This window comes from Pseudonocardia alni (genome assembly GCF_002813375.1).
Classification (GTDB): Bacteria; Actinomycetota; Actinomycetes; order Mycobacteriales; family Pseudonocardiaceae; genus Pseudonocardia; species Pseudonocardia alni.
This window is the reverse complement of record NZ_PHUJ01000003.1, coordinates 1,043,472-1,065,541: the sequence shown is the minus strand read 5'-3', so window position 1 is coordinate 1,065,541 and position 22,070 is coordinate 1,043,472. Positions and strand designations below refer to the sequence as shown.

At 75.5% G+C, this 22,070-nt stretch carries 16 protein-coding genes; 6 read left to right on the top strand and 10 right to left on the bottom strand.

The window, feature by feature from the left end:
* Positions 1 to 3: 3 nt before the first annotated feature.
* Both ATL51_RS06130 and ATL51_RS06125 read left to right on the top strand, forming a co-directional pair.
* Positions 4 to 2,301 carry an ATP-binding protein gene (locus tag ATL51_RS06130; protein WP_167409969.1) on the top strand — a complete coding sequence of 766 codons (2,298 nt, stop codon included), beginning with the start codon at positions 4 to 6 and terminating at the stop codon, positions 2,299 to 2,301.
* On the top strand, positions 2,285 to 5,095 hold the full coding sequence (locus ATL51_RS06125; RefSeq protein ID WP_167409968.1) for an AAA family ATPase: 2,811 nt from the start codon (positions 2,285 to 2,287) through the stop codon (positions 5,093 to 5,095). Before ATL51_RS06130 ends, ATL51_RS06125 begins: the two co-directional genes overlap by 17 nt.
* Positions 5,096 to 5,126: 31 nt before the next feature.
* Here ATL51_RS06125 and ATL51_RS06120 read toward each other — a convergent pair whose 3' ends face one another.
* The 4 genes from ATL51_RS06120 to ATL51_RS06105 form a co-directional block, all read right to left on the bottom strand.
* Complete coding sequence (locus ATL51_RS06120; protein WP_100877970.1) at positions 5,127 to 5,369, bottom strand: acyl-CoA carboxylase epsilon subunit; 243 nt, start codon at positions 5,367 to 5,369, stop codon at positions 5,127 to 5,129.
* On the bottom strand, positions 5,366 to 6,946 hold the full coding sequence (locus tag ATL51_RS06115; protein ID WP_100877969.1) for an acyl-CoA carboxylase subunit beta: 1,581 nt from the start codon (positions 6,944 to 6,946) through the stop codon (positions 5,366 to 5,368). Before ATL51_RS06115 ends, ATL51_RS06120 begins: the two co-directional genes overlap by 4 nt.
* 40 nt (positions 6,947 to 6,986) lie before the next feature.
* Positions 6,987 to 7,628 (bottom strand): helix-turn-helix transcriptional regulator, encoded by a 642-nt coding sequence (locus tag ATL51_RS06110; protein WP_073575121.1) that lies wholly within the window; start codon positions 7,626 to 7,628, stop codon positions 6,987 to 6,989.
* Between the two features lie 339 nt (positions 7,629 to 7,967).
* Positions 7,968 to 8,225: a PqqD family protein gene (locus ATL51_RS06105; RefSeq protein ID WP_139282759.1), complete on the bottom strand. Its 258-nt coding sequence runs from the start codon at positions 8,223 to 8,225 to the stop codon at positions 7,968 to 7,970.
* 394 nt (positions 8,226 to 8,619) lie between these two features.
* On the opposite strand from ATL51_RS06105, the gene ATL51_RS06100 reads away from it, so the two are divergent.
* Positions 8,620 to 11,388 (top strand): LuxR C-terminal-related transcriptional regulator, encoded by a 2,769-nt coding sequence (locus tag ATL51_RS06100; RefSeq protein ID WP_100877968.1) that lies wholly within the window; start codon positions 8,620 to 8,622, stop codon positions 11,386 to 11,388.
* A gap of 46 nt (positions 11,389 to 11,434) precedes the next feature.
* Entirely contained in the window at positions 11,435 to 13,480 is a 2,046-nt protein-coding gene (locus ATL51_RS06095) for a helix-turn-helix domain-containing protein (RefSeq protein ID WP_100877967.1), read from the top strand.
* A 103-nt stretch (positions 13,481 to 13,583) separates the two neighbouring features.
* On the opposite strand, the gene ATL51_RS06090 is transcribed toward ATL51_RS06095, so the two are convergent.
* Positions 13,584 to 14,003: a hypothetical protein gene (locus ATL51_RS06090; RefSeq protein ID WP_157818238.1), complete on the bottom strand. Its 420-nt coding sequence runs from the start codon at positions 14,001 to 14,003 to the stop codon at positions 13,584 to 13,586.
* Positions 14,004 to 14,034: 31 nt separating this feature from the next.
* Between ATL51_RS06090 and ATL51_RS06085 the strand changes: the two genes are divergently transcribed.
* Positions 14,035 to 14,697, top strand: a complete 663-nt coding sequence (locus tag ATL51_RS06085; RefSeq protein WP_100877965.1) for a TetR/AcrR family transcriptional regulator — start codon at positions 14,035 to 14,037, stop codon at positions 14,695 to 14,697.
* Positions 14,698 to 14,718: 21 nt separating this feature from the next.
* Here ATL51_RS06085 and ATL51_RS28015 read toward each other — a convergent pair whose 3' ends face one another.
* Positions 14,719 to 14,871, bottom strand: a complete 153-nt coding sequence (locus ATL51_RS28015) for a hypothetical protein (RefSeq protein ID WP_157818237.1) — start codon at positions 14,869 to 14,871, stop codon at positions 14,719 to 14,721.
* Positions 14,872 to 15,180: 309 nt separating this feature from the next.
* On the opposite strand from ATL51_RS28015, the gene ATL51_RS06080 reads away from it, so the two are divergent.
* On the top strand, positions 15,181 to 16,695 hold the full coding sequence (locus ATL51_RS06080; RefSeq protein ID WP_301548919.1) for a class I adenylate-forming enzyme family protein: 1,515 nt from the start codon (positions 15,181 to 15,183) through the stop codon (positions 16,693 to 16,695).
* A 24-nt stretch (positions 16,696 to 16,719) separates the two neighbouring features.
* Here the strand turns inward: ATL51_RS06080 and ATL51_RS06075 are convergent, their stop codons facing one another.
* From ATL51_RS06075 to ATL51_RS06060, 4 genes are read right to left on the bottom strand one after another with little or no spacing between them, the layout of a single operon-like run.
* Complete coding sequence (locus ATL51_RS06075) at positions 16,720 to 18,480, bottom strand: acyclic terpene utilization AtuA family protein (RefSeq protein ID WP_100877964.1); 1,761 nt, start codon at positions 18,478 to 18,480, stop codon at positions 16,720 to 16,722.
* Positions 18,477 to 19,304, bottom strand: coding sequence for a TIGR03084 family metal-binding protein (locus ATL51_RS06070; RefSeq protein WP_322789656.1), 828 nt, complete (start codon positions 19,302 to 19,304; stop codon positions 18,477 to 18,479). The genes ATL51_RS06075 and ATL51_RS06070 overlap by 4 nt, the downstream gene beginning before the upstream one ends.
* A gap of 11 nt (positions 19,305 to 19,315) precedes the next feature.
* Positions 19,316 to 20,077 carry an enoyl-CoA hydratase/isomerase family protein gene (locus ATL51_RS06065; RefSeq protein ID WP_100877962.1) on the bottom strand — a complete coding sequence of 254 codons (762 nt, stop codon included), beginning with the start codon at positions 20,075 to 20,077 and terminating at the stop codon, positions 19,316 to 19,318.
* A gap of 1 nt (position 20,078) precedes the next feature.
* The gene (locus ATL51_RS06060; protein ID WP_100877961.1) at positions 20,079 to 22,067 is read right to left on the bottom strand and encodes an ATP-binding protein; all 1,989 of its coding nucleotides are present in this window, start codon (positions 22,065 to 22,067) and stop codon (positions 20,079 to 20,081) included.
* Positions 22,068 to 22,070 lie beyond the last annotated feature (3 nt).

Below are 22,070 nucleotides of genomic sequence, written 5' to 3'. Positions count from 1 at the left end.
GGCGTGTTGCGCGAACGGGACGCCGCCTGCGCCGAGCTCGACCGCGCCCTCGACGCGCTGGTGGCGGGGGGATCGCCGTTCGTCGCGGTCACCGGCGAGCCCGGTACGGGGCGCTCGGCCCTGCTCCGCCGTGCGTCGGGGCGTGCCGCCGACCGCGCGGTACGGGTGCTGTCCGCGCGGGCCGTCCCCACCGAGACCGGGTGCCCGCTCGCGACGGGCCACGGCCTGGTCGAGCGGCTCGGCCCGGTACCCGCGCCGCCCCGGTCGGGGCCGGTGGGCGCCGACGTCCTGTACGAGTGGTGCCGTGCTGTGCTCGACCTCGCCCGCACCGGCCCGGTGCTCCTGGTCGTCGACGACCTGCACTGGGCCGACGAGGACACGGGACAGTGGCTGCAGATGCTGCTCCGGCGACGGCGCGAGGCGCCGGTCGGTCTTCTGGTCGCCCTGAACGGCACGCACGACGGTCTCGGCTGGGCCGTCTCGCCGACCGGCCCGTCGGACGTCGTGCTGCGGACGGGGCCGCTCTCCCTCGGCGCGGTGCGGGAGGTGGTCACCGCCGAGTACCCGACGCCTCCCGACCGCGCTTTCACCGTCCTCGCCCGTCGCTGCACCGGCGGCAACCCGGCGGTGCTGCGGGCGACCCTGGCCGGGCTCGACCGCGCGGTGCCCCCGACCGCGGCCGCCGTGCCGGAGCTGGTGCGTCGCGCGGCCACCGCCCGGCGCGACCACGTCGCCCGGGTCCTCGACGGGCTGCCCCCCGCCCTGGTCGAGGCGTTGCGCGCGGCGGCGGTGTGCGGATCCGAGCTGCAGCCGGTGCGACACCGGGTCGGCGGCCCCGTAGCGTCCACCGGTGCCGGGGCCCGGGCAGCGCTGGCCGCCACCGGCCTGGTCCGCGGCACCGACCACGCGCTGCCCGCCGACCGCAGCGTCACCGACGTCGTCCTGGCCGGCATCGAGCCGGGGCACCGGAGGGCGCTGTTCGGCTCCGCCGCCGGCCTCGCGGCGCGGGCCGGGCTGCCCGAGGAGCGCATCGCCCGCGCCCTGCTCGACGCTCCCGCGCTCGGCGAGCCCTGGGCGGCCGAGCTCCTGCACCGGGTCGCGGTCCGGCACCGGGCCGAGGACCGGCCCGCCGACGCCGCCGCGGCTGCCGAGCGCGCGCTGCAGGAGCCCCTGCCGGACCCGCTCCGCGGGGCGCTGCTGGTGGAGCTGGCGCTGTCGCGCTCGCACACCGCGCCCGGTACGGCCGCGCGGGTGCTCTCGCGGATCACCCTGGACACCGACCCGGCGGCGAGCCGGTACGGGGCCCGAGCGGTCGACCTGCTGCTGTCCGCCGGGGAGGTCGGTGCGGCCCGGCAGGCGCTGGACATCGCGGTCCGTCGATGTCCGGAGGACGCGCCGGCGCGGGCGGACCTGCTGTCGTTGTCCCGGCTGACCGACGAGCTCGGCTTCGACCGGCGGACCGTGCTGCACGGCCCGGTCGCCACGGCGGCAGCCGGCTCCGACGACGACGGTCCGGTCGCCCGCGGGACCACCGCGTGGTCGCTGGTCCTGCGCGGCCGCGACCGGGACCGTGCCACCCGGCTGGCCCGCGCCACGCTGACCGGCCCGAGCGGCGTCCTCCCGGCGATACCGCAGGTGGTCGCGGCGCTCACCCTCGACGCCGTGGGCTGTGCCGACGAGGCGGGCGAGGCGATGCACCACCTCCTGCTCGAGATCACCCGGGAGCGCCCGGTCCCGCCCGCCGTACTCGCGGTGTCGGCACTGGTCGAGCTGCGGACGGGGGACCTCGACGGCGCACGACGGGACCTGCGGGCCGCCGCCGTCGCCCCGGTCTCCTCCGACGGGCCCGACCCGCTCGCCGGGGCCGCCCGGGTGCTGGTGCACCTGGCGGAGCCCGACGTGGAGGCTGCCGACGCCGCGGCCTTCGCCGACCTCGCCGCCGGGGGAGTACGGCCCGGTGCGGCCCTGCTGGAGTACGCGCGGGGGCGCGTGCGGTCGGTGCAGGGCCGCCACCGCGACGCGGTGGAGCACTACATGGGGTGCGGTCGGCTGCTGCTGGACCGGGGCCGGGTCAATCCGGTCCTGGCGCCGTGGCGGTCCGCGGCGGCGACCTCGCTGCTGGCCTGTGGGTCGCCCGCGGCCGCCCGCCGGTTGGCCGCCGACGAGCTCCGGCTGGCGCTCCGGTGGGGCGCGCCGGCCCCGGTCGCGGCGGCCGAGGCAGTCCTGGCCGGGCTGGACGCCGAGCCCACCGCCGTCGGGGAGCCGCTCGGGGACGGGGTGGCGCGTGCTGCACGGCCGTGACCGGGAGCTGGGCACCCTGCGCGACGCCGTCACCCGGGCCGCCGACGGGAGCGGCGCGGCCGTCGTCGTCGGCGGCGGTGTCGGCAGCGGCCGGACCGCCCTGCTCGACGCGGTGGGGGTCGCGGCGGGCAGGGCCGGGCTGACGGTGCTGCGGGCCGCGTCGGCGCTCGTCGAGCGCGACTTCGAGTTCGGCGTCGCCCGGCAGCTGTTCGACCCGCTCCTCGCCGCCGCGGGCGCGGACGCCCGCACCCGGTGGCTGGCGGCGTCCGGCGGGAGGCTGCCCGCGGCGCTCGCGGCGGAACCGCTCGACCCGGCGGAGACCCACGAGGAGCAGGACCGGGTGCGCGAGCTGCAGGCGTTGTTGGCGACCGTGGGCGCCGAACGGCCGGTCCTGGTGCTGGTCGACGATCTCCAGTGGGCGGACACGGCGTCGCTGCGGTGGCTGAACCGGCTCGTCGCGCGGATCCCGGACCTGCCCGTGTCCTTCGTCGGCACCACCCTGCACGGCGACCCGGGCGCCGGGCGGCCGCCGGTACGCGGTCTGGCCGGGTCCGCCGTACCGCTGCGGTCCCGGCCGCTGGGACCCGCCGCGGTCCGCGGGATGGTCGCCGGGCGCTTCGGTCGCGCGGGCGACCCGGAGTTCCTGCAGGTGTGCGAGGAGGTCTCGGGAGGTGTGCCGTCGGTGCTGCGCGCCGTGCTCGACGAGGTCGTCGCGGCCGGCGGTGGCCCGGTCGCGGCGTGCGTCCCCGCCGTGCGCTCGGCCCGGCCGGCCGGCCTGCGGGAGCGCTTCGCCCGGTGCCTGCGGGCACAGGACGACGCGGCGCGCCGGTACCTGGGCGCCCTGGCCGTGCTCGGGCCCGCCGCCGATCCGGCGGTCGTGGCGCGGCTGGCGGAGCTGGACCCGCACGGCCTGCGTGCGGTGCAGGGGCAGCTGACCGAACAGGGTCTGCTCACCGACGACCACACCGGGTTCACCCACCCGCTGGTCCGCGACGTCGCCGCCGACCCCGCCGAGCGCGAGCGGCTGCACCTGCGCGCGGCGCGGCTGCTGCACGAGACCGGGCACCACGCCCAGGAGGTGGCCGCGCACCTGCTCGCGGTCGCCGCCCCGCTCGACGGCTGGGCCGTCGAGGTCCTGCGGGCCGCGGCCCACCAGACGACGACCGCGCTCCGCCCGGACACGGCCGACGACCACGACGACGACCCGGTCGCGGTCCGGTACCTGCGCCGGGCCCTGCTCGACAGCGACGTGCGTGGCCACGAGCGCGGGGCCCTGCTGGTCGAGCTGGCCGCGGCGGAGCGGTTCACCGAGCCCGGCACCGCCGTCCGGCACGTGTCCCAGGCGCTGCCGCTGCTCGCCTCGCCGCAGGACCGGGCGGTCGCGCTCACCCTGATCGACCCGTCGACGGTGCGGGAGGTGCCGGCGCGGGTCCAGGAGGCGGTCCGTGCGGCCGACGCCGGAACGGACCCGGTCGTCGACGACGAGTGCACGGTGGCCGTCCGGATCCGTGCCCGCGCCCGGCGGCTGGACGAGCAGCACCCGGAGGGGCTGGCCCGGTCCTGCGCGCTGCTGCGCGAGGTCGTGGCCGCACCGGACGAGCACCTCAGCACCGCGGCCGGTCGCGAGCTGGTCGGCGTGCTGCTGCACGCCGCGGCGCTGACCGGCGGGGTACCGGCGGCCGACGTCGCCCACCTCGGGGAACGCCTGCTGCGGATCACACCGGCGCGCGAGGTGCGGCCCCCGCACGGCATCCCGCCGGGCGACGGGCCACGTGGCCTGCTGGTGCTCGCCCTCGTCGCCGCCGACCGGCCGCGGCCGCTGGAGGACTGGCTGGTCCCCGACCCGACATCGCCCGCGGCGGCCACCGCCGACGAGCTCGCCCTGGTCCTGCTGGCCCGCGGGCGGCCCGCGGCGGCGGCGGCGCTGCCCGGTGGGGTCCTGCGTGAGCGCGGGGTCCCCGCATCGGCCGCCTTCCACACCGCGCTGATCGCCGCGGCGATCGAGGCCCGGGCGCCGGCACTCGGCCCGGAGCCCGCCGGGCGGCCGCCCGGCGGTGGTCTGGTCGCGCACGCGACCCACCAGCTCGTGCGCGCGGCCGGCGCGCTGCGTGCGGACCGGCAGGACCTGGCGCTGGAGTGCCTGCTCGACTGCGGGCGACACCTGGAGCACCTCGGCTGGTCCAACCCGGCCCTGTTCCCGTGGCGGAGCTGGGCGGCCCGGCTGCTGCGCCGCCGTGGTGCGACGGGGGCCGCGCTGGAATGGGCCGACGAGGAGCTGGCACTGGCGCGGGCGTGGGGCGCCCCCGCCGCACTCGGGCGTGCCCTGCGGGTGCGGGGCTCGCTCGTCGGCGGGGCCGCGGGCGCGACCCAGCTGAGGGAGGCCGTCGAGGTGCTCAGGGACTCGGCGGACACGGCCGCGCTCGGTCGCGCCGAGATCGCGCTGGGGCGACACCTCGCCGGCACGGGCGCCCCCGAGGGCGAGGCGCTGCTGCGCCGGGGTCTGCGCCGCCTCGAGGAGGCCGGGGCCGGGGACCCGGACACCGCGACGCCGGTACCGACGGTCGAGCCGGCGGCCGGTACCGGCGACGACGGGGAGGAGTCCGCAGCGTGGCGCGTCGTCGACGCCCTGACCGACGCCGAGCGGCAGGTGGTGGACCGGGTGGTCGGCGGGGCGACCAACAAGATGATCGCCGAGGAGCTGGGGGTCAGCCGCCGGGCCGTGGAGAAACGGCTGACCAGCGCCTACCGTAAGCTCGGGGTCAGCGGGCGCAGTGCGCTTCGGGGGGCGGACTGACCGCCGCTCCCGGTGCCGGGGGCGGCGCTCGTCACGTGCGCGCGGTCCAGCTCGCGGGCGCCTGGTACCCGCCCTGGCCGGACCAGCTCGTCGGGGCCCGGTAGCCGTCCGCACCCGGCCAGGACGCGGCCCGCCGGTGCCGGTGGGGTCCCGCGGCGACCCGGCTCCGTCCGGCCAGGGTGCACAGCGCCACGGTCACGGCGGCCACCTCGGCCGGGGTCGGGTTGCCACCGGTGATCAGGATCCGCGGTCCGGGGCCCGCCGCGGTGGTCACGTCGGCGGGTTGCCGTGCTTGCGGACCGGCAGCTCGGCGCGCTTGGCACGCAGCATCGACAGCGCGTCGACGAGGACCGCGCGCGTGTCGGAGGGGTCGATCACGTCGTCGACGAGACCGGCCTCGGCGGCGTAGTAGGGATGCATGAGGTCGTTGCGGTACTGCTTGATCCGCTGGGCTCGGGCGATCTCGGGGTCGGGCGCGGCGGCGATCTCGCGCCGGAAGACGACGTTGGCCGCGGCCTCGGCGCCCATCACCGCGATCTCGTTGGTCGGCCAGGCGAGGGACAGGTCCGCTCCGATCGAGCGCGAGTCCATGACGATGTAGGCGCCACCGTAGGCCTTGCGCAGGATGAGCTGGACCCGCGGGACGGTGGCCGCGCAGTAGGCGTAGAGCAGCTTGGCGCCGTGCCGGATGATCCCCCCGCGCTCCTGGTCGCCGCCGGGCAGGAAACCCGGCACGTCGACGAGGGTGACCAGCGGGATGCTGAACGAGTCACAGGTGGAGACGAACCGGGCCGCCTTCTCCGAGGCGTGGATGTCGAGCACCCCGGCCAGCGAGGCCGGCTGGTTCGCCACGATCCCGACCGTGTGCCCGTCGAGCCGGGCCAGACCGCACACGATGTTGGTGGCCCAGTTGGCGTGCACCTCGAACAGGTCGCCGTCGTCGACCACCTCGGCGATCACGTCCCGCATGTCGTAGGCGCGGGTGGTGTCGGCCGGGACGATGTCGAGCAGCGACGGGGTGGCCCGGTCCGGTGGGTCGGCGGTGGGGGCCACGGGCGGCTGCTCGCGGTTGTTCGACGGCAGCAGCGACACGAGGTGCCGCACGTCGGCGAAGCAGGACTCCTCGTCGTCGTAGACGAAGGCGCCCGCCCCCGACTCCGTGGCGTGCACCTCGGCGCCGCCGAGTTCCTCGTGCGTGATCTCCTCACCGGTCACGGCGGACACCACGTCCGGTCCGGTGATGTACATCTGGGCGATGTCGCGGACCATGAACACGTAGTCGGTGAGGGCGGGCGAGTAGGTCGCGCCCCCGGCACACGGGCCGAGCATGACGCTGATCTGCGGGACGACGCCGGAGGCCCGCACGTTGCGGCGGAAGATGCCGCCGTAGCCGGCCAGCGCGGTGACGCCCTCCTGGATCCGGGCGCCCGCGCCGTCGCTCAGGCTGATCAACGGTGCGCCGGCGGACTCCGCCAGATCCATCACCTTGTGGATCTTCGTGGCGTGCGCCTCGCCGAGCGAACCGCCGAAGATCCGGAAGTCGTGGGCGTAGACGAACACGGTGCGGCCGTCGATGGTGCCCCAGCCGGTCACGACGCCGTCGGTGTGCGGACGGCGGTCCTCCAGACCGAAGCCGGTGGCGCGGTGCCTGCGGAACTGCTCGATCTCACGGAAGCTGCCCTCGTCGAGCAGCATCGCGAGGCGCTCGTGCACGGTCAGCTTGCCGCGGGCGTGCTGCTGCTCGGTCGCGGCGCTGGACGGGCCGGAGCGGATCTGCTCGCGGGCCGCGTGCAGCTCGGCCACCCGCGACCGCAGGTCCGCGGTCGTCCGGATGTCGTCGGTGGCGGTCATGTTCTCACCTCTCGCCTCGGGACGTCGTCGGGTCGAGCAGTCACTTCACGTGATCGGGCACGACCTGGGGCGGCCACGAACCCAGCTCGAAGAAACCCATCGAGTAGGCCTTGGAGATCAGCGCAGGCCGGTTCTTGACCCGCATCTTCCGGAGCAGGGCGGTCACGTGGTACTCGACGCCGCCGCGGCTGAGGAACAGGGTGGAGGCCAGCTGCACGGTGGAGGCACCGGAGGCGACCCCCTCCAGGATCTTGGCGTCCATGTCCGACAGGATCCGGCGTGGTCCGCTCCAGGCCGTGGACGGCTCGGCGTCCCCGGTACGCAGGACGACGACGACCCCCTCGACCCGGCCCGCGTTCCGCGCGATCGCGGTCGCCATCAGGTCGCCCCGCAGCGACGAGCCGGCCCCGGCGATCGCGACCGACCGCTCCTGGAAACGGGGCTGCTGACCGTCCAGCAACCGTTCCATCTGGTGCCGGACACGGGTACGGATGCTTCCGTCGAGGAGGTCGCAGAACGCCGATCCGCACACGTCGCCGGAACCGATGTCGCACATCCGGCGGAACATCTCCTGGTTCGCCGCGACGACGCGCAGGCCTCGGTCGAGCGATACCATGCAGGCACTGGTGGATTCCTGGGAAATGCGCTCGGTGGTGTCGCCGTCATAGGGCAGGACTCGCATCGAATTACTCCCCGAAGTTCAACGGAACACGCTGTTCCGGGAGCGGACCGGACAGTCGCGGTAGCCGTTCTCGATAACCGATTCGACCGTATGGGGGCCGCTCGACAGGGGTCAACGGCAGCGGAGCGTAAGCGCTTAACACTGTGGCCGCCGGAGTGCGGGGGTTCGGTGGGGTGTGGTGCGGTATGTGATCTAGATCACTACGGTGTGGGGTGTGGGTGCTGGGGTTCTGCTGGTCCCGACCGTGGTTCGCACGGGTGCGAGCGACGTCCGCGGGACAACCGGGGTGCCCGTCCGTGCGATGCCGCAACGACCGCCCCGGCGGCACCGGGCGTCGCGTCAGTACCGGACGAGGCCGGCTTCGCGCAGGTCGTCCAGCCAGTCGTCCATCATGTCCCGCATCGCCCAGGGGTCGGTGTCCCAGAGGTCGGCCAGGTGGGCGGCCGCGTCGCCGAGGTTCCACGCCGTCCGGCACAGCGCGAGCCACATGGCGGTGCCGACCTCGTCGCACAGCAGGCGGTCGCACCGGCTCGGATGGCCCAGCTCCATCCAGCCGGTGTCGAGCACCCGGACGGTCAGTCCCGGAACGGGTTCCACGTCGATCCCCCTCGGTGTCGGACGGGCTCGGCCCACGAGTCCGGGACCGGCCACGTCGCCGGTCCGTCGCATTCCCGACATGATGCGTTCATGTTGGCCGTCCCCGATCGTCATCGAGGAAGGACTATGCCGCCGATGTCGCCCGGATACCACCAGTATCCACTGCGTGGATCGAACCCGGGCAGGTCCACGGAGGAGGAACTGGGTGTTTCCCGACGAATTCCGTGGTGGTGCTCCGTTCCACGACGCACCGGCGTAAAATGATCACCGAATCGCGTGCTCGTCCGTCGGACGGAGGTCGTATGAGTGTCGGGGGCCCACCCTGGGGAGCCGTCCGTCGGGCGGACCGCGCGGTGCTCCGCGAGCCCGTCGTCCGACTGCGGGGCCGTCGCTGATGCCCCGTCCGGTGCTGCTCGGCCGCGCCGGCGACCTGGCGGAGGTCGACGGCGCGCTCGCGCGTGCCGTCGGCGGCACGACGAGCCTGCTCGTGTTCACCGGCCCGATCGGCATCGGGCGCACCGCACTGCTCGAGGAGTGCGCGCGCCGGGGCGCCGCCCACGGGATGCAGGTCGCGCGAGCCGGGGGCACCGACGAGGAGGGTGGCATCCCGCTGGGCACCGCGCGCGAACTGCTCGCCGCGTGCGGCGGTCCCGGCCCCTCGTCCCCCTGCGGAGAGCCCGACGGGGACGACACCGGCGCCCTCTCCGCCGCGCTCGCCGGTCGCGCGGCGGTCGCACCGGTGCTCCTGCTCGTCGACGACGCGGCCCGCTGTGACGCCCGGTCGCTGCGCTGGCTGGCCCGCCTGTGCTGCCCGCGGGCCTGCCTGCGCGTGGCGGTGGTCCTCACGGTGCTCGACGGCGATGCCGGACACGACGGCGGTACCCGACACGGCGGCGCCACCGGGGGATTCCCGACGGAGCTCGCGGCGGTGGCCGACGCGGTGCGGCCGCTCGGTCCCCTCTCGGACGAGGCGATCTCGGTGACGGCCCGGGCGGCACTCGGGCGGGACGCGACCCCGGAGCTCGTGGCCGCGCTGTCCGCGGCCACGGAGGGGAACCCGCTCCACCTCACCTGCGTACTGGAGGAGCTCGCCGCCCGGCCGCAGTGCACCACGGAGCCGCCGGCGCGTCGGGTGGCCGGCGCCGCGCCGGCACGGCTGCGGGACCGGTTCGCCCACGCCGTGCGACGGCTGCCCGCCACCGAGCGCCGGTACCTCGCTGCGGTCGCCGTCGCGGGGGAGAAGGCCGACGACGTGATGCTGGCCCGGCTCGCCGAGCTGGACGCGACCGATCTCGCCGTGGCCGGTGCCGTCACCCGCAGCATGGGGCTCACCGGGCCCGAGGGCCACCGGCTGCGCCACGGCCTCGTCGGCGCCGCCCTCGGAGTCGTCCAGTCCTCGCACCAGCGCCGCGATCTGCACCTGCGTGCCGCCCGGATGCTGCGGGACGCGGGCGCGCCGTCCGACCGGATCGCCGCGCACCTTCTCACGGTCGGCGGGGCGGCTCCGGCCTGGACGGTCGAGGCGCTCCGCGACGCGGCGGGGACCGCGGTGCGGCGCGGAGAGTCGTGGACCGCCGTCCGCTATCTGCGACACGCCCTGCTCGCCGGACCGGACGAGCCGGGGCGGGCCGCCGTGCTGCTCGACTTGGCGGGCCTCGAGCGCTCGCGCGACACCGGTCTCGCCCTGCGCCGGATCGTCCAGGCAGTGCCGTTGCTCGGGTCGCTGCGGGAACGGGCCGCGGCGTTGTGCCGGGTGACCCCGCTCGCGCTGGAGGGCGCCGCGCCGCCGGTGATCGCGCTGCTGCGGGGGGTGGCCGAGGAGCTGGGCCGGTACGGGGGCACCGGGGACACGGAGATCTGCGAGCTCGCCCTACGGGTCGAGGCCCGTCTGCACTACGTCGACAAGCACACCCGTGCCGGGCTGTCCGCCGCCGCGGCCCGGCTCGACGAACTCGAGGCACTCCCGGACGGGCTACCGATCCGGACCCCGGGGGAGCGGGAGCTCGCCTGCGTCCTGCTGCACTCCGCCGCCGTCGGCGGACACCGGCCGGCGAGCGTGGTGGCCGCCGCCTGCCGGGCGGTCCTGGCCCGTGAGCCGGCGTCGTCGGACCACGTCCACAGCACGGTCGGGATGCTGGTGACCTGTCTGTGCATGGCCGACGCGGTCGAGGACCTCCCGTCCTGGCTGTCGGTCGCGCTCGAACAGGCGCGGGCCGAGCGCGCTCCGGTGGTCGAGGCGGTGCTGCACGCCGAGCTCGCCGCGGTCCTCGTGTGCTCCGGTCGCGTCGAGGAGGCCGCCGAGCAGGTGCGGTCGGCGGTCGAGCTGGTCGACGAGCTGGCCGACGACTCGCTGCTGCCCGGGACGGTGCTGGCCCCGGTGCTGACCGCGGTGCCGCACGGGCCCGGGGCGGACCGGGTGCTGGCCCGGTACGGCGCGACGCCGTCGGTCCCCCCGGGATTCGGGGCCTGCCTGCAGATGTTGCGGGCCCGGGTGGCCGCCGAGGCCGGCGACGCGGAGACCGCGCTGGAGTACTGCCTCGACGCCGGCCGCCGGTTCGACCAGGCGGGATGGACCGCCACCCCCGTGCCGTGGCGTCCGTGGGCGGTCGAGATCCTGGCCGAGCGCGGCCGCAGGGCCGAGGCCCGGGCACTCGCCGAGCAGGAGCTGGCGCGGGCACGCCGCTGGGGGGCACCGGCACAGCTGGGCCGGGCCCTGCGGATGCTCGGGCAGCTGGGCGGGACCCACCGGGGCGCGGAACTCCTCGAACAGGCGACCATCGTCCTGCGGACCTCGGGGGACCGGTCGGAGGCCGAGCGCGCGACCAGGGCGCTGACCGCACACCGCGCCCCGCCGGGACCCGGTGACCTCCCGCCCCGGACCGGGGACCCGGCGGGACCGCCGCCGCGCCTGCACGACACCGTCGGGACGCCCGTACCCGGACACCGGCCCACCTCCCGTGCCTCCGCCGCGCTGACCCGGTCCGAGGAACGGGTCGCGACGCGCGCCTCCCGCGGCCTGACCAACCACGAGATCGCCGCTGACCTCGCCGTCAGCGTCCGGGCCGTGGAGAAGCACCTGACCGGCGTCTACCGCAAGCTGGGGGTGCCGGGCCGCGCGGCGCTCCGCCGGCTCCGGGAGAGTGGTTCCGATCGTATCGCCTGACCGGTCGGGGAGCGGCGCACCGCCGCCCGGGGACCGCCTGGCCGCGATGCTGCGCCACGAACCGCCCGGCGTGGTCGAGCTGGCCAGGGCCGTCGCCGTGCTCGACCCGGACGCCGATGCCGGCACCCGCGCCCGGGTGGCCGGGCTGGACGACGTGGCGGCCGCCCACGCCGCGGAGCGCCTCGTGGAGCTGGGGGTGCTCGACGGGGACCGGTGCGGGCACGATCCGGCCCGCACCGCCGTTCTCGAGGCCGCCGGTGCGGACCGGTGCCGCCGACTGCACGCCCGCGCCGCCCGGGTGCTCGACAGCGAGGGTGCACCGCTGGACCGGGTGGCCGACCACCACCTGGCGGCCGGGCCGCCCCGGGACGGGGGCGTGGTCGAGCTGCTGCACGTCGCGGCCGCCCGCGCGGAGCAGCGCGGCGACCGCGTACGGGCGAGACGTCTGTTGGAGCACACGCTGACCGGGCCGGTGGGCGGCCGTCGGCGGGCCGCACTGCTGGTGGACCTCAGCGTCGTCGAGCGGGTCGCCGCCCCGGCGACGGCCCGCGGCCACCTGGTCGAGGCGCTGTCCCTGGTGCCCTGCGCGCGGGAACGGGCCGAGCTGCTCGCGCGGACGGTCGCCCGGTCGCCCGGGGGCGCGGTGGACCTCGCCCCGCTGCTGGAGGACGTCCTGCGTGACCTGGCCGACGCGGGTACGGGGACGAGCGGGCAGGACCGTGAGCTGCGCCAGCGGCTGGAGGCGCTGGTGCTGCACGCCGCCTGCGAGGACCCCTCGGGTGCCGCCCGGGTCTGGGATTGGGTCGCGCGGACCGATCCCGGCGAGCTGGGGGCGGGAGCCGGCGCCGACGTGCTGCGCAGCGCCCACCTGCTCTTCTCCGCGCTGGCCCTGCACACCGACGCCGCGACGGCGGCTGCCCGGACCGCCGAGGCGATGCCCGCGGACCTGGAGGACGACGCGTACCTGCACCCGATGCAGGTGGCGGCGCTCGGCCTGCTGTGCTGGGCCGAGGCCACCACCGGTCTCGACGGTGTCCGTCGACGGACCCTCGACGCCGCACACCGCACGCACCGGACGGACGTCGAGGCGTTCCTGCGCGGGGTCGACGCGATGCTGCTGTTGCGGCGCGGGCAGGTGCCTGCGGCGCTCGCCGCCGCCCGGGCCTCGCTCGACGTGCTGACCGGTGCGACCCGGTTGATGGTGCTCCGCGCGGCGACACTGGCCCTGGTCGAGCTGGGGCGGACGGCGGAGGCGGAGCGGTTGCTCGCTCCGGTCGACGACCGGAGCAGCGCCGACCGGACCTGGCGGTGGAACTACCTGCTCGACGCCCGTGCCGCGGTCCTCGCGGCGACCGGGCGGACCCGCGAGGCGCTCGCGCTGACGCTGGAGTGCGGACATCGCCTGATGGCTGTCGGGATCGTCAACCCGGTGGTGCTCGACTGGCGACGGCGGGCCGTCGAGCTCCACCACGAGCTCGGTGAGCACGAGGCGGCGACGGCGGCGGCCGAGGAGTACGTCACGCTGTGCCGGCTGTGGGGGCCCGAGGGGTACGGCGGTGCGGCGCTACGGGTGCTGGGGCTCGTGCAGGGCGGGGAGCGGGGACTCGCGACGCTGCATTCGGCCCGTGCCGAGCTCGGCGCCTCGCCGCTGGCCCTCGACCGGGCACGGTGCACGGTGGACCTGGGCGCGCGGATGCGCGCGCACGGCGCCGCCGGCGAGGCGCGTGCCCTGCTGCGGCACGGGCTGGAGCTGGCAGCCGACTGCGGCGCCCCGATCCTGGCGGCTCGCGCCCGCACCGAGCTCGCGGCCGCCGGCGGGCGGCCGCGGCGCGGCGGCTCGTCCTCCCTGACACCGGCCGAGCTCGGTGTCGCCCGGCTGGCCGCAGGGGGAGCGACCAACCGGGACATCGCCGCGGTGCTGGGGACGTCACAGCGGGCGGTCGAGGGACACCTCACGCGGGTCTACCGCAAACTGCAGATCGACGGTCGCGAGGGGTTGGCATCCGCACCGGGTCTGCGGGTCGGTACCTGTCGACCGGGTGGGCAGGGTGACGTCGATGCTCCGACCCGGGCGGTCGGGCCACGGCCGTAGTCGCGGCACGGAAGCGCCCGGATCTGGGTGTCGTACACGCCGAACCCCCGTCGTACCGGGACGTCGCCGAGCGATCTCTCGCCGAGGGGCCCGACGACGGAGATCAGCAGACCGCCGGCTCCTCGAGGCCGTGGGCGACGGGCACGATCGCTTCGAGGGACAGGGCGACGCTCACCAGGTCGATCGGGTCCGCCTCCGGGGTGCGGTACTCCGCCACCAGCAGCGGCCCGGCGACGAGCAGCAGCGCACGACCGGGACCGCGATCAGGAAGACCGAGGCCCACCGGAAGACCTGCCGCAGTGCGCCACCGGTCACCGGGCCGAGTGCGCTGCCGACCGCGAACATCGTGACCCACAGCCCGATGGCCATGTCCCGCCCGGCGCCCGATGCGGTCGCCCAGGCTGCCCATCGTGCCGAGCAGGCCGGCGATCATGAAGCCGTGGATGTCGATGATGCCCAGCATCTGCTGTGCCGTGGCGCCGAGGCCCGGGGTGATGGCCGGGCCGGCCAGGTGCATATTCACCTACCGTCGGTACACGAGTTCGGGAGGGTCCATGACCGGAGTGCGGATCCGGCAACGGGAGCAGACGCGGAAGGCCTTGATCCACGAGGCGCGGACGCTGTTCGCGCAGCGTGGCTACGGCGCGGTCGGACTGGCCGAGATCGTGGCCGCCGCGGGCGTCACCAAGGGCGCCCTCTACCACAGCTTCGACGGCAAGATCGGCCTGTTCCGCGAGGTCCTGGCCCAGGTCCAGGCGGAGGTGGCCGACCGTGTGTCCACATCGGTCTCCTCCGGTGCGGACCCCTGGACCTCGTTCGTCGCCGGCTGCCGGGCGTTCCTCTCGGTGTCCAACGACCCGGAGCTGTCGCGGATCATGCTCATCGACGGGCCCGCCGTCCTCGGCTGGTCGGAGTGGCGCCGATTGGACGAGCAGACCTCCGCGCGTCATCTGGCGGAGTCGCTGCAGCAGCTCGTCGATGACGGGGTGATCGTGTCCCAGCCCGTCGAGCCGCTGACCCGGCTGCTGTCCGGCGCGATGAACGAGTCCGCTCTGTGGCTGGCCGAGTCCGGGCGTGCGGGGGACGGGGAAGCCGTCTGGAACGTCTTCCACGGACTGCTGTGTTCGCTCCGCGAGCGGCAGCCGGACGGGCCCGGTCGCGGCACGGCTGGTCAGGCGTCGGTGGCCCCGTCGGCGTCCGACGGTTCGGAGACGTAGCGCCCCATCGGCTCGGCTCGTTCACCTCCGACGGTCCGGGCGGTACGCCGCGATCCGCCCCAGCGGCAGCGGCTCCAGCTCGTCGATCGTCAGCACCCCGTCCGGGAACGGCGCGAGGTAGGGCGCCTGCGGCTGCGACTCCCCGGCGTTGCGCAGGCCGCCGACGACGTCCATCCCCGAGCTCCCGCGCGAGGGCGACGTCGGCCGCCCCCAGCGCGACGACCGACGAGCGGGCCGGGGAGACCGGTGGGGGACACACACCCCGACAGCCGTCCGCGGGCGGCTCCGATTTCCGGGGAGCGGCGTCCCCGCACCCGCAGCGGTCCGGTTGCCCCGCGCGCAGACGCGCCCGGGGGCCTGCGGCACCCGTGACGGACCGCCGGGGAGCCCGCCGGGGCACGTGACGTGCCGCGTCGTTCCCGGTAGGTTCCGCTAGTGAACAGCTGATCACCTCACGACGGCGTGGGTGCGCGGAGCGCGGTCGTGGCCGAGGAGGACCCGCCGATGAACATCGCCACGCTCCTGCGCCGCAGTGCGGCCCACCACCCGGCGGACGTCGCGCTCCGGCTGGACGACGACGAGGTCGACTACGCCGGGTACGCCGAACGCGGTGCCCGCTTCGCCGCGTACCTGAGGCACACCGGGGTCGAGCCGGGGGAGCGGGTCGGGTTCCTCCTGCCGAACTGCCCCGAGTACCTGGTCGGGCTGCTCGGTACGTGGCAGGCCGGCGCGGTCGGCGTGCCGCTCAACCGGATGTTCCCCGACGCGGCGCTCCGCCACGTCGTGCGCGACTCCGGGCTGCGGGTGCTCGTGCTGCCCGCCGCGGACCGGGACCGGGTCGCCGCGCTGCTGGGCGACGAGTGCCCGGAGCTGCTGACGACCGACGGGTTCGCCGCGGCCCTGGCGGCCCACGAGCCCGCGGCCGACGTGCTGCCCCGGCTCGACGGCGAGGACGCCTGCATCATGTACACCTCGGGCTCGACCGGGGTGCCGAAGGGCGTGCGGCAGACCCACCGCAACCTCGTCGCCGAGGCGGAGGGCGCCATCGGCCGCTACCGGCTCACCGCCGCCGACCACGTGCTGAACTGCATGCCGCTGTTCCACGTCGGCGGCCTGCAGCTGGCGAGCCTGCCGTTGCTGCTGCTCGGCGGGCAGATCACGTTCATGCCGCGCTGGGACGTCGTGCGGTGGCTGGAGCTGGCGCAGGAGCTGCGTCCGACCTTCGGTGGCCTGATCTCCACGATGATGATCGACGTCGGCAACCGGACGGTGGGGTCGCCGGTGGTGCTCGACTCCTTCCGGATCTGCATGTTCGGCGGTTCCCGCACCCCCACGGCCGCGATCGAGCGGCTCGAGGCGGGGACCGGGATCGCGGGCGTGGAGATCTACGGCCAGACCGAGCAGAACGGCCTGGTGGTCACCTACGGCCCGGACGACGTGCGGCGCCCGGACTCGATGGGCACCCCGCTGGAGCAGATCGTGCGCACGCGGCTCGTACCCGTCGACGGCGGCCCGGACCTGCGCCCGGGGGACGAGGGCGTCGGCGAGCTCTGGGTCCGGGGGGACGCGGTCACCCCGGGTTACTGGAACATCGACGTCCCGGAGAAGTGGTCGGCGGACGGCTGGTTCCGCACCGGTGACCTGATGTCGCAGGACGCGGACGGCTACCTGTACTACGTCGACCGGATCGACGACATGATCGTCTCGGGTGGGGAGAACGTGTTCCCGCAGATGGTGGAGGAGCACCTCGCCGCCCACCCCGACCTGGCCGAGGTCGCGGTGATCGGCACCGCCCACGAGCGCTGGGTCGAGCAGGTGACCGCGGTGGTCGTCCCCACCAAGCCGGGTGTCACCGTGGAGCAGATCGCCGCCTGGTGCGCCGCCGACCCGAACCTGCGGGGGATGCACGGACCCAAGCGGATCGAGATCGTCGACGCGCTGCCCCGCACGGGCAGCGGCAAGCTCGACCGGCCCGAGCTGCGCGCGATGTTCCCCTGACCCGGCGCGGGGCCGCCGCCCCGGTCAGCCGGGCAGCAGGGCGACGGGGATGTCGACGAGGCGGCTGCGCAGGTACTCGCCCAGCCCCTTTGCCTGAGGGTCGGGGCGGGTGGCGGAGGCGACGCCCGCCCCCAGGATCCCGATCACGACGATGTTCAGCGCGCGCAGGTTGGGCAGGTCGAAGCGGCGGATCTCCAGCCCGGCGGCCTCCGGCAGCAGCTCGCGGACGCGCTCGACGGTGAGGTGGCCGCGCAGCCACGCGTACTCGTCGTCGGTGCGGGTCCAGAGCCCGATGTTCGCGTTCCCGCCCTTGTCGCCGGAGCGGGCCGCCGCGATCTCGCCCAGCGGCAGCCGCCGGGTGGGCCCCGCCACGGGTGCCGGCACGACCGGCTCGGCCGGGGCGGGGACCCCGGCGGTGACCGGGCTGTGCGGCACCGGTGTCGTGGTGCCGTCGGGCAGCGTGACCAGGTGCTCCACCTCGGAGGCGGGCACGAGGGACGGCCAGTACACGCCGAAGGCGCTCTCGGCCGAGGGCGGGGTGGTGGTGTGGAAGCCGGGGTAGCCGCCGAGGGCGAGTTCCATGGTCGTGTCGGAGAAGGCACGGCCGACCTTGCGCCGGTCCGGGTCCTTGACGGTGACCCGCAGGTGGGCGGTCGCCTGCGGGTTCGTGGGTGCGTCGGGATGGTCGAAGCGCAGCAGCTGGATGTCGAGCTCCTGGAACCGGTCCGCGCCGCCGAGCAGCTCGGTGAGCTGCTCCGAGGCCCAGGCCGCCTTCTCCTCGATCTTCGTGCCGGTGAGCACCAGCGTCATGGTGTTGCGGTAGCCGCCCTCGTAGTTCAGCGCCACCTTGAGCCGGTCGGTCGGCGCGCTGCCTCGGGTGCCGGAGATCAGTACGCGGTGCTCGCCGTCCTGTGTGAGCCGCAGCGAGTCGAAGTGCGCCACGGCGTCCGGGCCGGGGTAGGCGGGTTCGCCGATCTCGTAGAGCAGCTGGGCGGTGACGGTGCCCGGGGAGACGAGCCCGCCGGTGTCCGCGTGCTTGGTGATCACGCTGGACCCGTCGGCGGCGACCTCGGCGATCGGGAAGCCGGGGTAGCGGCGGTCGGTGATCTCCTCGAGGAAGGAGTAGTTCCCGCCGGTGGCCTGCGGGCCGCACTCGATGACGTGCCCGGCGGCCATGGCGCCGGCGATCGCGTCGAAGTCGGTGCGCTCCCAGCCGTGCCACCACGCGGCGGGGCCGACGACCACGGAGGCATCGGTGACCCGCCCGGTGACGACGACGTCCGCATCGGCGCGCAGGGCCTCGGTGATGCCCCATGCGCCCAGGTAGGCGTTGGCGGACACCGGGTTCACCCCCGCGTCGGCGAGCGTGACGCCGGTGTCGAGGTGGGCCAGGGTGTGCCCGGCGGCCTGGATGTCGTCGAGCCGGTCGACCAGGTCGTCGCCGTGCACGTAGGCGATCCGCGGGGCGAGGCCGAGCCGCTGCGCCAGGGCGGTGAGGTCGGACGCCAGCCCGGCGGGGTTGAGCCCGCCCGCGTTCGACACGATCCTGATGCCGCGGTCCAGGCAGGTGCCCAGCACGTGCTCGACCTGGGTGAGGAAGGTCTTCGCGTAGCCGCCGGTCGGGTCCTTCCGCCGCGCCTTGTAGAGGATCAGCATCGTCAGCTCGGCGAGGTAGTCGCCGGTCAGCACGTCGATCGGCCCGCCCTCGACCATCTCCCGCGCGGCGGTGATGCGGTCGCCGTAGAAGCCGGAGCAGTTGCCGATGCGCACCGGTGCGCGGGTCATGCGGGCCCTCCTGCGGGGGTACGGGTCGGGGCGGGGAACGCCGCGGTGACGGCGCCGGGGGCGCGGCCGGGGCCGGGCGGGTTGGCGAAGGTCTGGGCGATCGAGATCCAGTCGGCGGCGACCGGCCCGGTCGTGGCCACGTCGGTGTCGTCGGGGTGCCTGCGCTGGGTCGCGACCAGGCAGAAGCCCAGGGCGGAGCCGGTGACCCGGTCCGCGGCGTCCTCCGGGCCCCAGGTCCACAGCGTGCCGGAGGGGGCGACCAGCTCCACCCGCACGGGCGCCTCCGGGACCTCGCGGCCGTTGTTGCGGAAGGTGAAACCGAAGGTCTGCACCCCCAGGTGGGCGACGTGGCGCAGCCGGTCCGTCGGCTCCCGGAGCATCCCGAGCGCGTCGGCGACGTCCTGGCCGTGCGCCCAGGTCTCCATCAGCCGGGCGGTGACGGAGGACAGGGCGCTCATGTCCGGCCCGTACCAGGGCAGCCGGGTCTTCGGCCCGATGCCGCGGAAGGTGCTGACGAGGGCGTCGCGGGCCCCGGCGAACCAGGCCCGGACCTCCTCGGCCCGCAGACCCGCGTGGTCCGCGGCGATCCGGTCGGGGAAGCCGGGCCCGAGCTCCTGCAACCCGTCCGCCCGCGTGCGGAAGGTCGCCGGGTCCGTCGCCGCGAGGGTGGCCGCCTCGTCGAACCAGGCGAGGTGGGTGAGCTGGTCGCGGACGGTCCAGCCCTCGGCCGGCGTGGGGCCGCCGATGGCGGCGTCGTCGAGATCGGCGACCATCGCGCGGACGACCGCGCTCTCGGCCTCCAGGTCGTCGAGGACCGTCTCCATGGTCACCATGGTCAGACCCCCTGCCAGACGGGGGCACGCTTCTCCCGGAACGAGAGCGGGCCCTCCTGGGCGTCCTGCGACAGGTAGACCGGCTCCCAGATCTCCTCGGCACGCTCGTAGGCCTCGGCGCGGGTGTGGCTCGCCGACAGGTACACGGTCCGCTTGGCCGCGAGCACCGACAGCGGGGCGTTGGCGGCGATCCGCTCGGCCAGCCGCTGGGTGTGCCCGCGCAGCTCGGCGGCGGGCACCACGTCGTTGACCAGCCCGTGGTCCTGCGCCTCGGACGCGCCGATCGGGTCGCCGGTGAGCAGGATCTTCATCGCGACCCGCGGCGGGACCAGCCAGGACAGCGGCGCGGCCCACGGGGAACCGCGGCCGATCCTGACCTCGGACACCGCGAAGCGGGCGTGCTCGGCGGCCACCACCAGGTCGCACTGCTGGGCCAGGAGGAACCCGCCGCCGTAGGCGATCCCGTTGACCGCCGCGATCGTCGGCTTGGGGACGTCGATGTTGCGGCCGAGCTGGGGCAGGAAGTCCGGGGGCGGGACCCGGAGCGCGACGTCGTTCATCTCCTTGAGATCGCCGCCCGCGCAGAACGCCTTCTCCCCGGAGCCGGTCAGCACCAGGACCTTCGCCGTGTCGTCGGCGTTGAACCGGTGGACGCCGTCGAACAGGCCCTCGCGGACGGCCCTGCTGAGGGCGTTGCGGGCCTCGGGGCGGTCGATCGTCAGCCAGGCGACGCCGTCGGTCACCTCGTAGGTCACGTCGCTCATGTCAGGCCTGCGCCTCCTCGATGACGGCGAGGACCTCGCCGGACTCCACGGTGTCCCCGACCTGCACGCCCAGCTCGGCGACGGTGCCGGCGACCGGGGCGCGCACCAGGTGCTCCATCTTCATGGCCTCGAACACCACGACGACCGCACCCCGCTCGACCTGCTGCCCGACCCCGGCCGCGACCCGGACGACGGTGCCGGGCATGGGCGCGAGCAGCGAGCCGGGGGCGGCGTCGGTGCCGGGCTCGGGCAGCCGGGCCCGCTCGGTCAGCGTGGTGGCGCCGAGCGCGCTGTCGACGTGGACGGTGTCGCCGACGCGGTGCACCCGCACGGCGCGCCGCACACCGCCCACCTGCAGGTCGACCCGTTCCGCGGTGGCGGCGAGCACGGCCGCGCCCGGGAGCGCGGTCCCGTTCACGCCGGCCTCGAGCGTGCCGCGGCCGAGCCGGTAGGTCACGTCGAGGTCGGTGTCGCCGGCCCGGTACTCCGCGTGCTGGAAGGCGCTGCGGACGTTCCGCCAGCCCGACGGCACCGGCTGCTGGACCGCGGCGCCCGCCCGGCGGCCCGCCTGGTCGGCCAGGGCGGCGACGAGGGCGTGCACGGCGAGGGTGGACTCCGCCGGGGTGCCGACGAGTGCGGTGGGCTGGTGGCGGGTGAGGTAGCCGGTGTCGGTCCGCCCGGCCAGGAACTCCGGCTCGCGCAGGACGGCGACGAGCAGGTCCCGGTTGGTGACCGGGCCGTGGATCTCGGCCTCGGACAGCGCCCGCGCGAGCTTCCGGGCGGCCTCGGTGCGGGTGCGGCCGTGCGCGATCACCTTGGCCAGCATCGGGTCGTAGTGCGTGCCGACCACCGAGCCGTCCCGCACACCGGTGTCGACGCGCACACCGGGCAGGGCGGGCACGGAGAACCGGTGGAGGGTCCCCGATCCGGGCAGGTAGTCCCGGCTCGGGTCCTCGGCGTAGAGCCGGGCCTCGATCGCGTGCCCGGTGATGGTGGCCCCGGTGACCTCCACGGGCAGCGGCTCGCCCTCGGCGACCGCGATCTGCAGCGCCACCAGGTCGAGTCCGGTGATCTCCTCGGTGACCGGGTGCTCGACCTGCAGACGGGTGTTGACCTCGAGGAAGAAGAACTCGCCGTCCTGCGTCATGACGAACTCGACGGTCCCGGCGCCGGTGTAGCCGATCGCCGCACCCGCGGCGACGGCGGCGTCCCCGAGACGGGTGCGCAGCGCGTCGTCGACGGCGGGGGAGGGGGCCTCCTCCACGATCTTCTGGTACCGGCGCTGGATCGAGCACTCCCGCTCGAACAGGTGCACCACGGTGCCGTGCGTGTCGCCGAAGATCTGCACCTCGACGTGGCGCGGGTCCTCGACGAACCGTTCGAGGAACACGGTGCCGTCGCCGAAGGCCGACGCGGCCTCGCGCCGGGCCCCGGTCACGGCGTCGACCACCTCGGACGCGGAGCGGACGATGCGCATACCGCGCCCGCCACCGCCGAAGGCGGCCTTCACCAGCAGCGGGTAGCCGATGCCGTCGGCGAGGGCCGAGACGGCGGCGGCGTCGGCCCCGCCGGCGTCGTCGATCGTGGCGCCGGGCAGGACGGGCACGCCCGCCTTCTCCATCAGCTCCTTCGCCGCGATCTTCGAGCCCATCGCCTCGATGGCCTCGACCGGCGGGCCCACGAAGGTGATGCCGGCGGCCGCGCAGGCGCGGGCGAAGTCCGCGTTCTCGGACAGGAAGCCGTAGCCGGGGTGGATCGCGTCGGCGCCGGTGAGCAGCGCGGCCTCGATGATCAGGTCGGCGCGCAGGTAGGTCTCCGACGGGGCGGCGCCGGGGAGCCGCACCGCCTCGTCGGCGGCCTCGACGAACAGGGCGTCGGTGTCCGGGTCGGAGTGGACGGCGACCGTGACGATGTCCAGGGCCCGCGCGGAGCGGACGATCCGTTCGGCGATCTCGCCGCGGTTGGCCACCAGCAGCTTGTGGATGGTCATGCC

Excerpts from the sequence above, each read along its gene's own strand:
- ATL51_RS06070 (WP_322789656.1), bottom strand. The coding sequence starts at position 19,304 with ATGGAGACGGTCCTCGACGACCTGGAGGCCGAGAGCGCGGTCGTCCGC.
- ATL51_RS06065 (WP_100877962.1), bottom strand. The coding sequence starts at position 20,077 with ATGAGCGACGTGACCTACGAGGTGACCGACGGCGTCGCCTGGCTGACG.
- ATL51_RS06110 (WP_073575121.1), bottom strand. The coding sequence starts at position 7,628 with ATGCGAGTCCTGCCCTATGACGGCGACACCACCGAGCGCATTTCCCAG.
- ATL51_RS06060 (WP_100877961.1), bottom strand. The coding sequence starts at position 22,067 with ATGACCATCCACAAGCTGCTGGTGGCCAACCGCGGCGAGATCGCCGAA.
- ATL51_RS06115 (WP_100877969.1), bottom strand. The coding sequence starts at position 6,946 with ATGACCGCCACCGACGACATCCGGACGACCGCGGACCTGCGGTCGCGG.
- ATL51_RS28015 (WP_157818237.1), bottom strand. The coding sequence starts at position 14,871 with ATGGACGTCGTCGGCGGCCTGCGCAACGCCGGGGAGTCGCAGCCGCAG.
- ATL51_RS06075 (WP_100877964.1), bottom strand. The coding sequence starts at position 18,480 with ATGACCCGCGCACCGGTGCGCATCGGCAACTGCTCCGGCTTCTACGGC.
- ATL51_RS06085 (WP_100877965.1), top strand. The coding sequence starts at position 14,035 with ATGACCGGAGTGCGGATCCGGCAACGGGAGCAGACGCGGAAGGCCTTG.
- ATL51_RS06095 (WP_100877967.1), top strand. The coding sequence starts at position 11,435 with ATGCTGCGCCACGAACCGCCCGGCGTGGTCGAGCTGGCCAGGGCCGTC.
- ATL51_RS06100 (WP_100877968.1), top strand. The coding sequence starts at position 8,620 with ATGCCCCGTCCGGTGCTGCTCGGCCGCGCCGGCGACCTGGCGGAGGTC.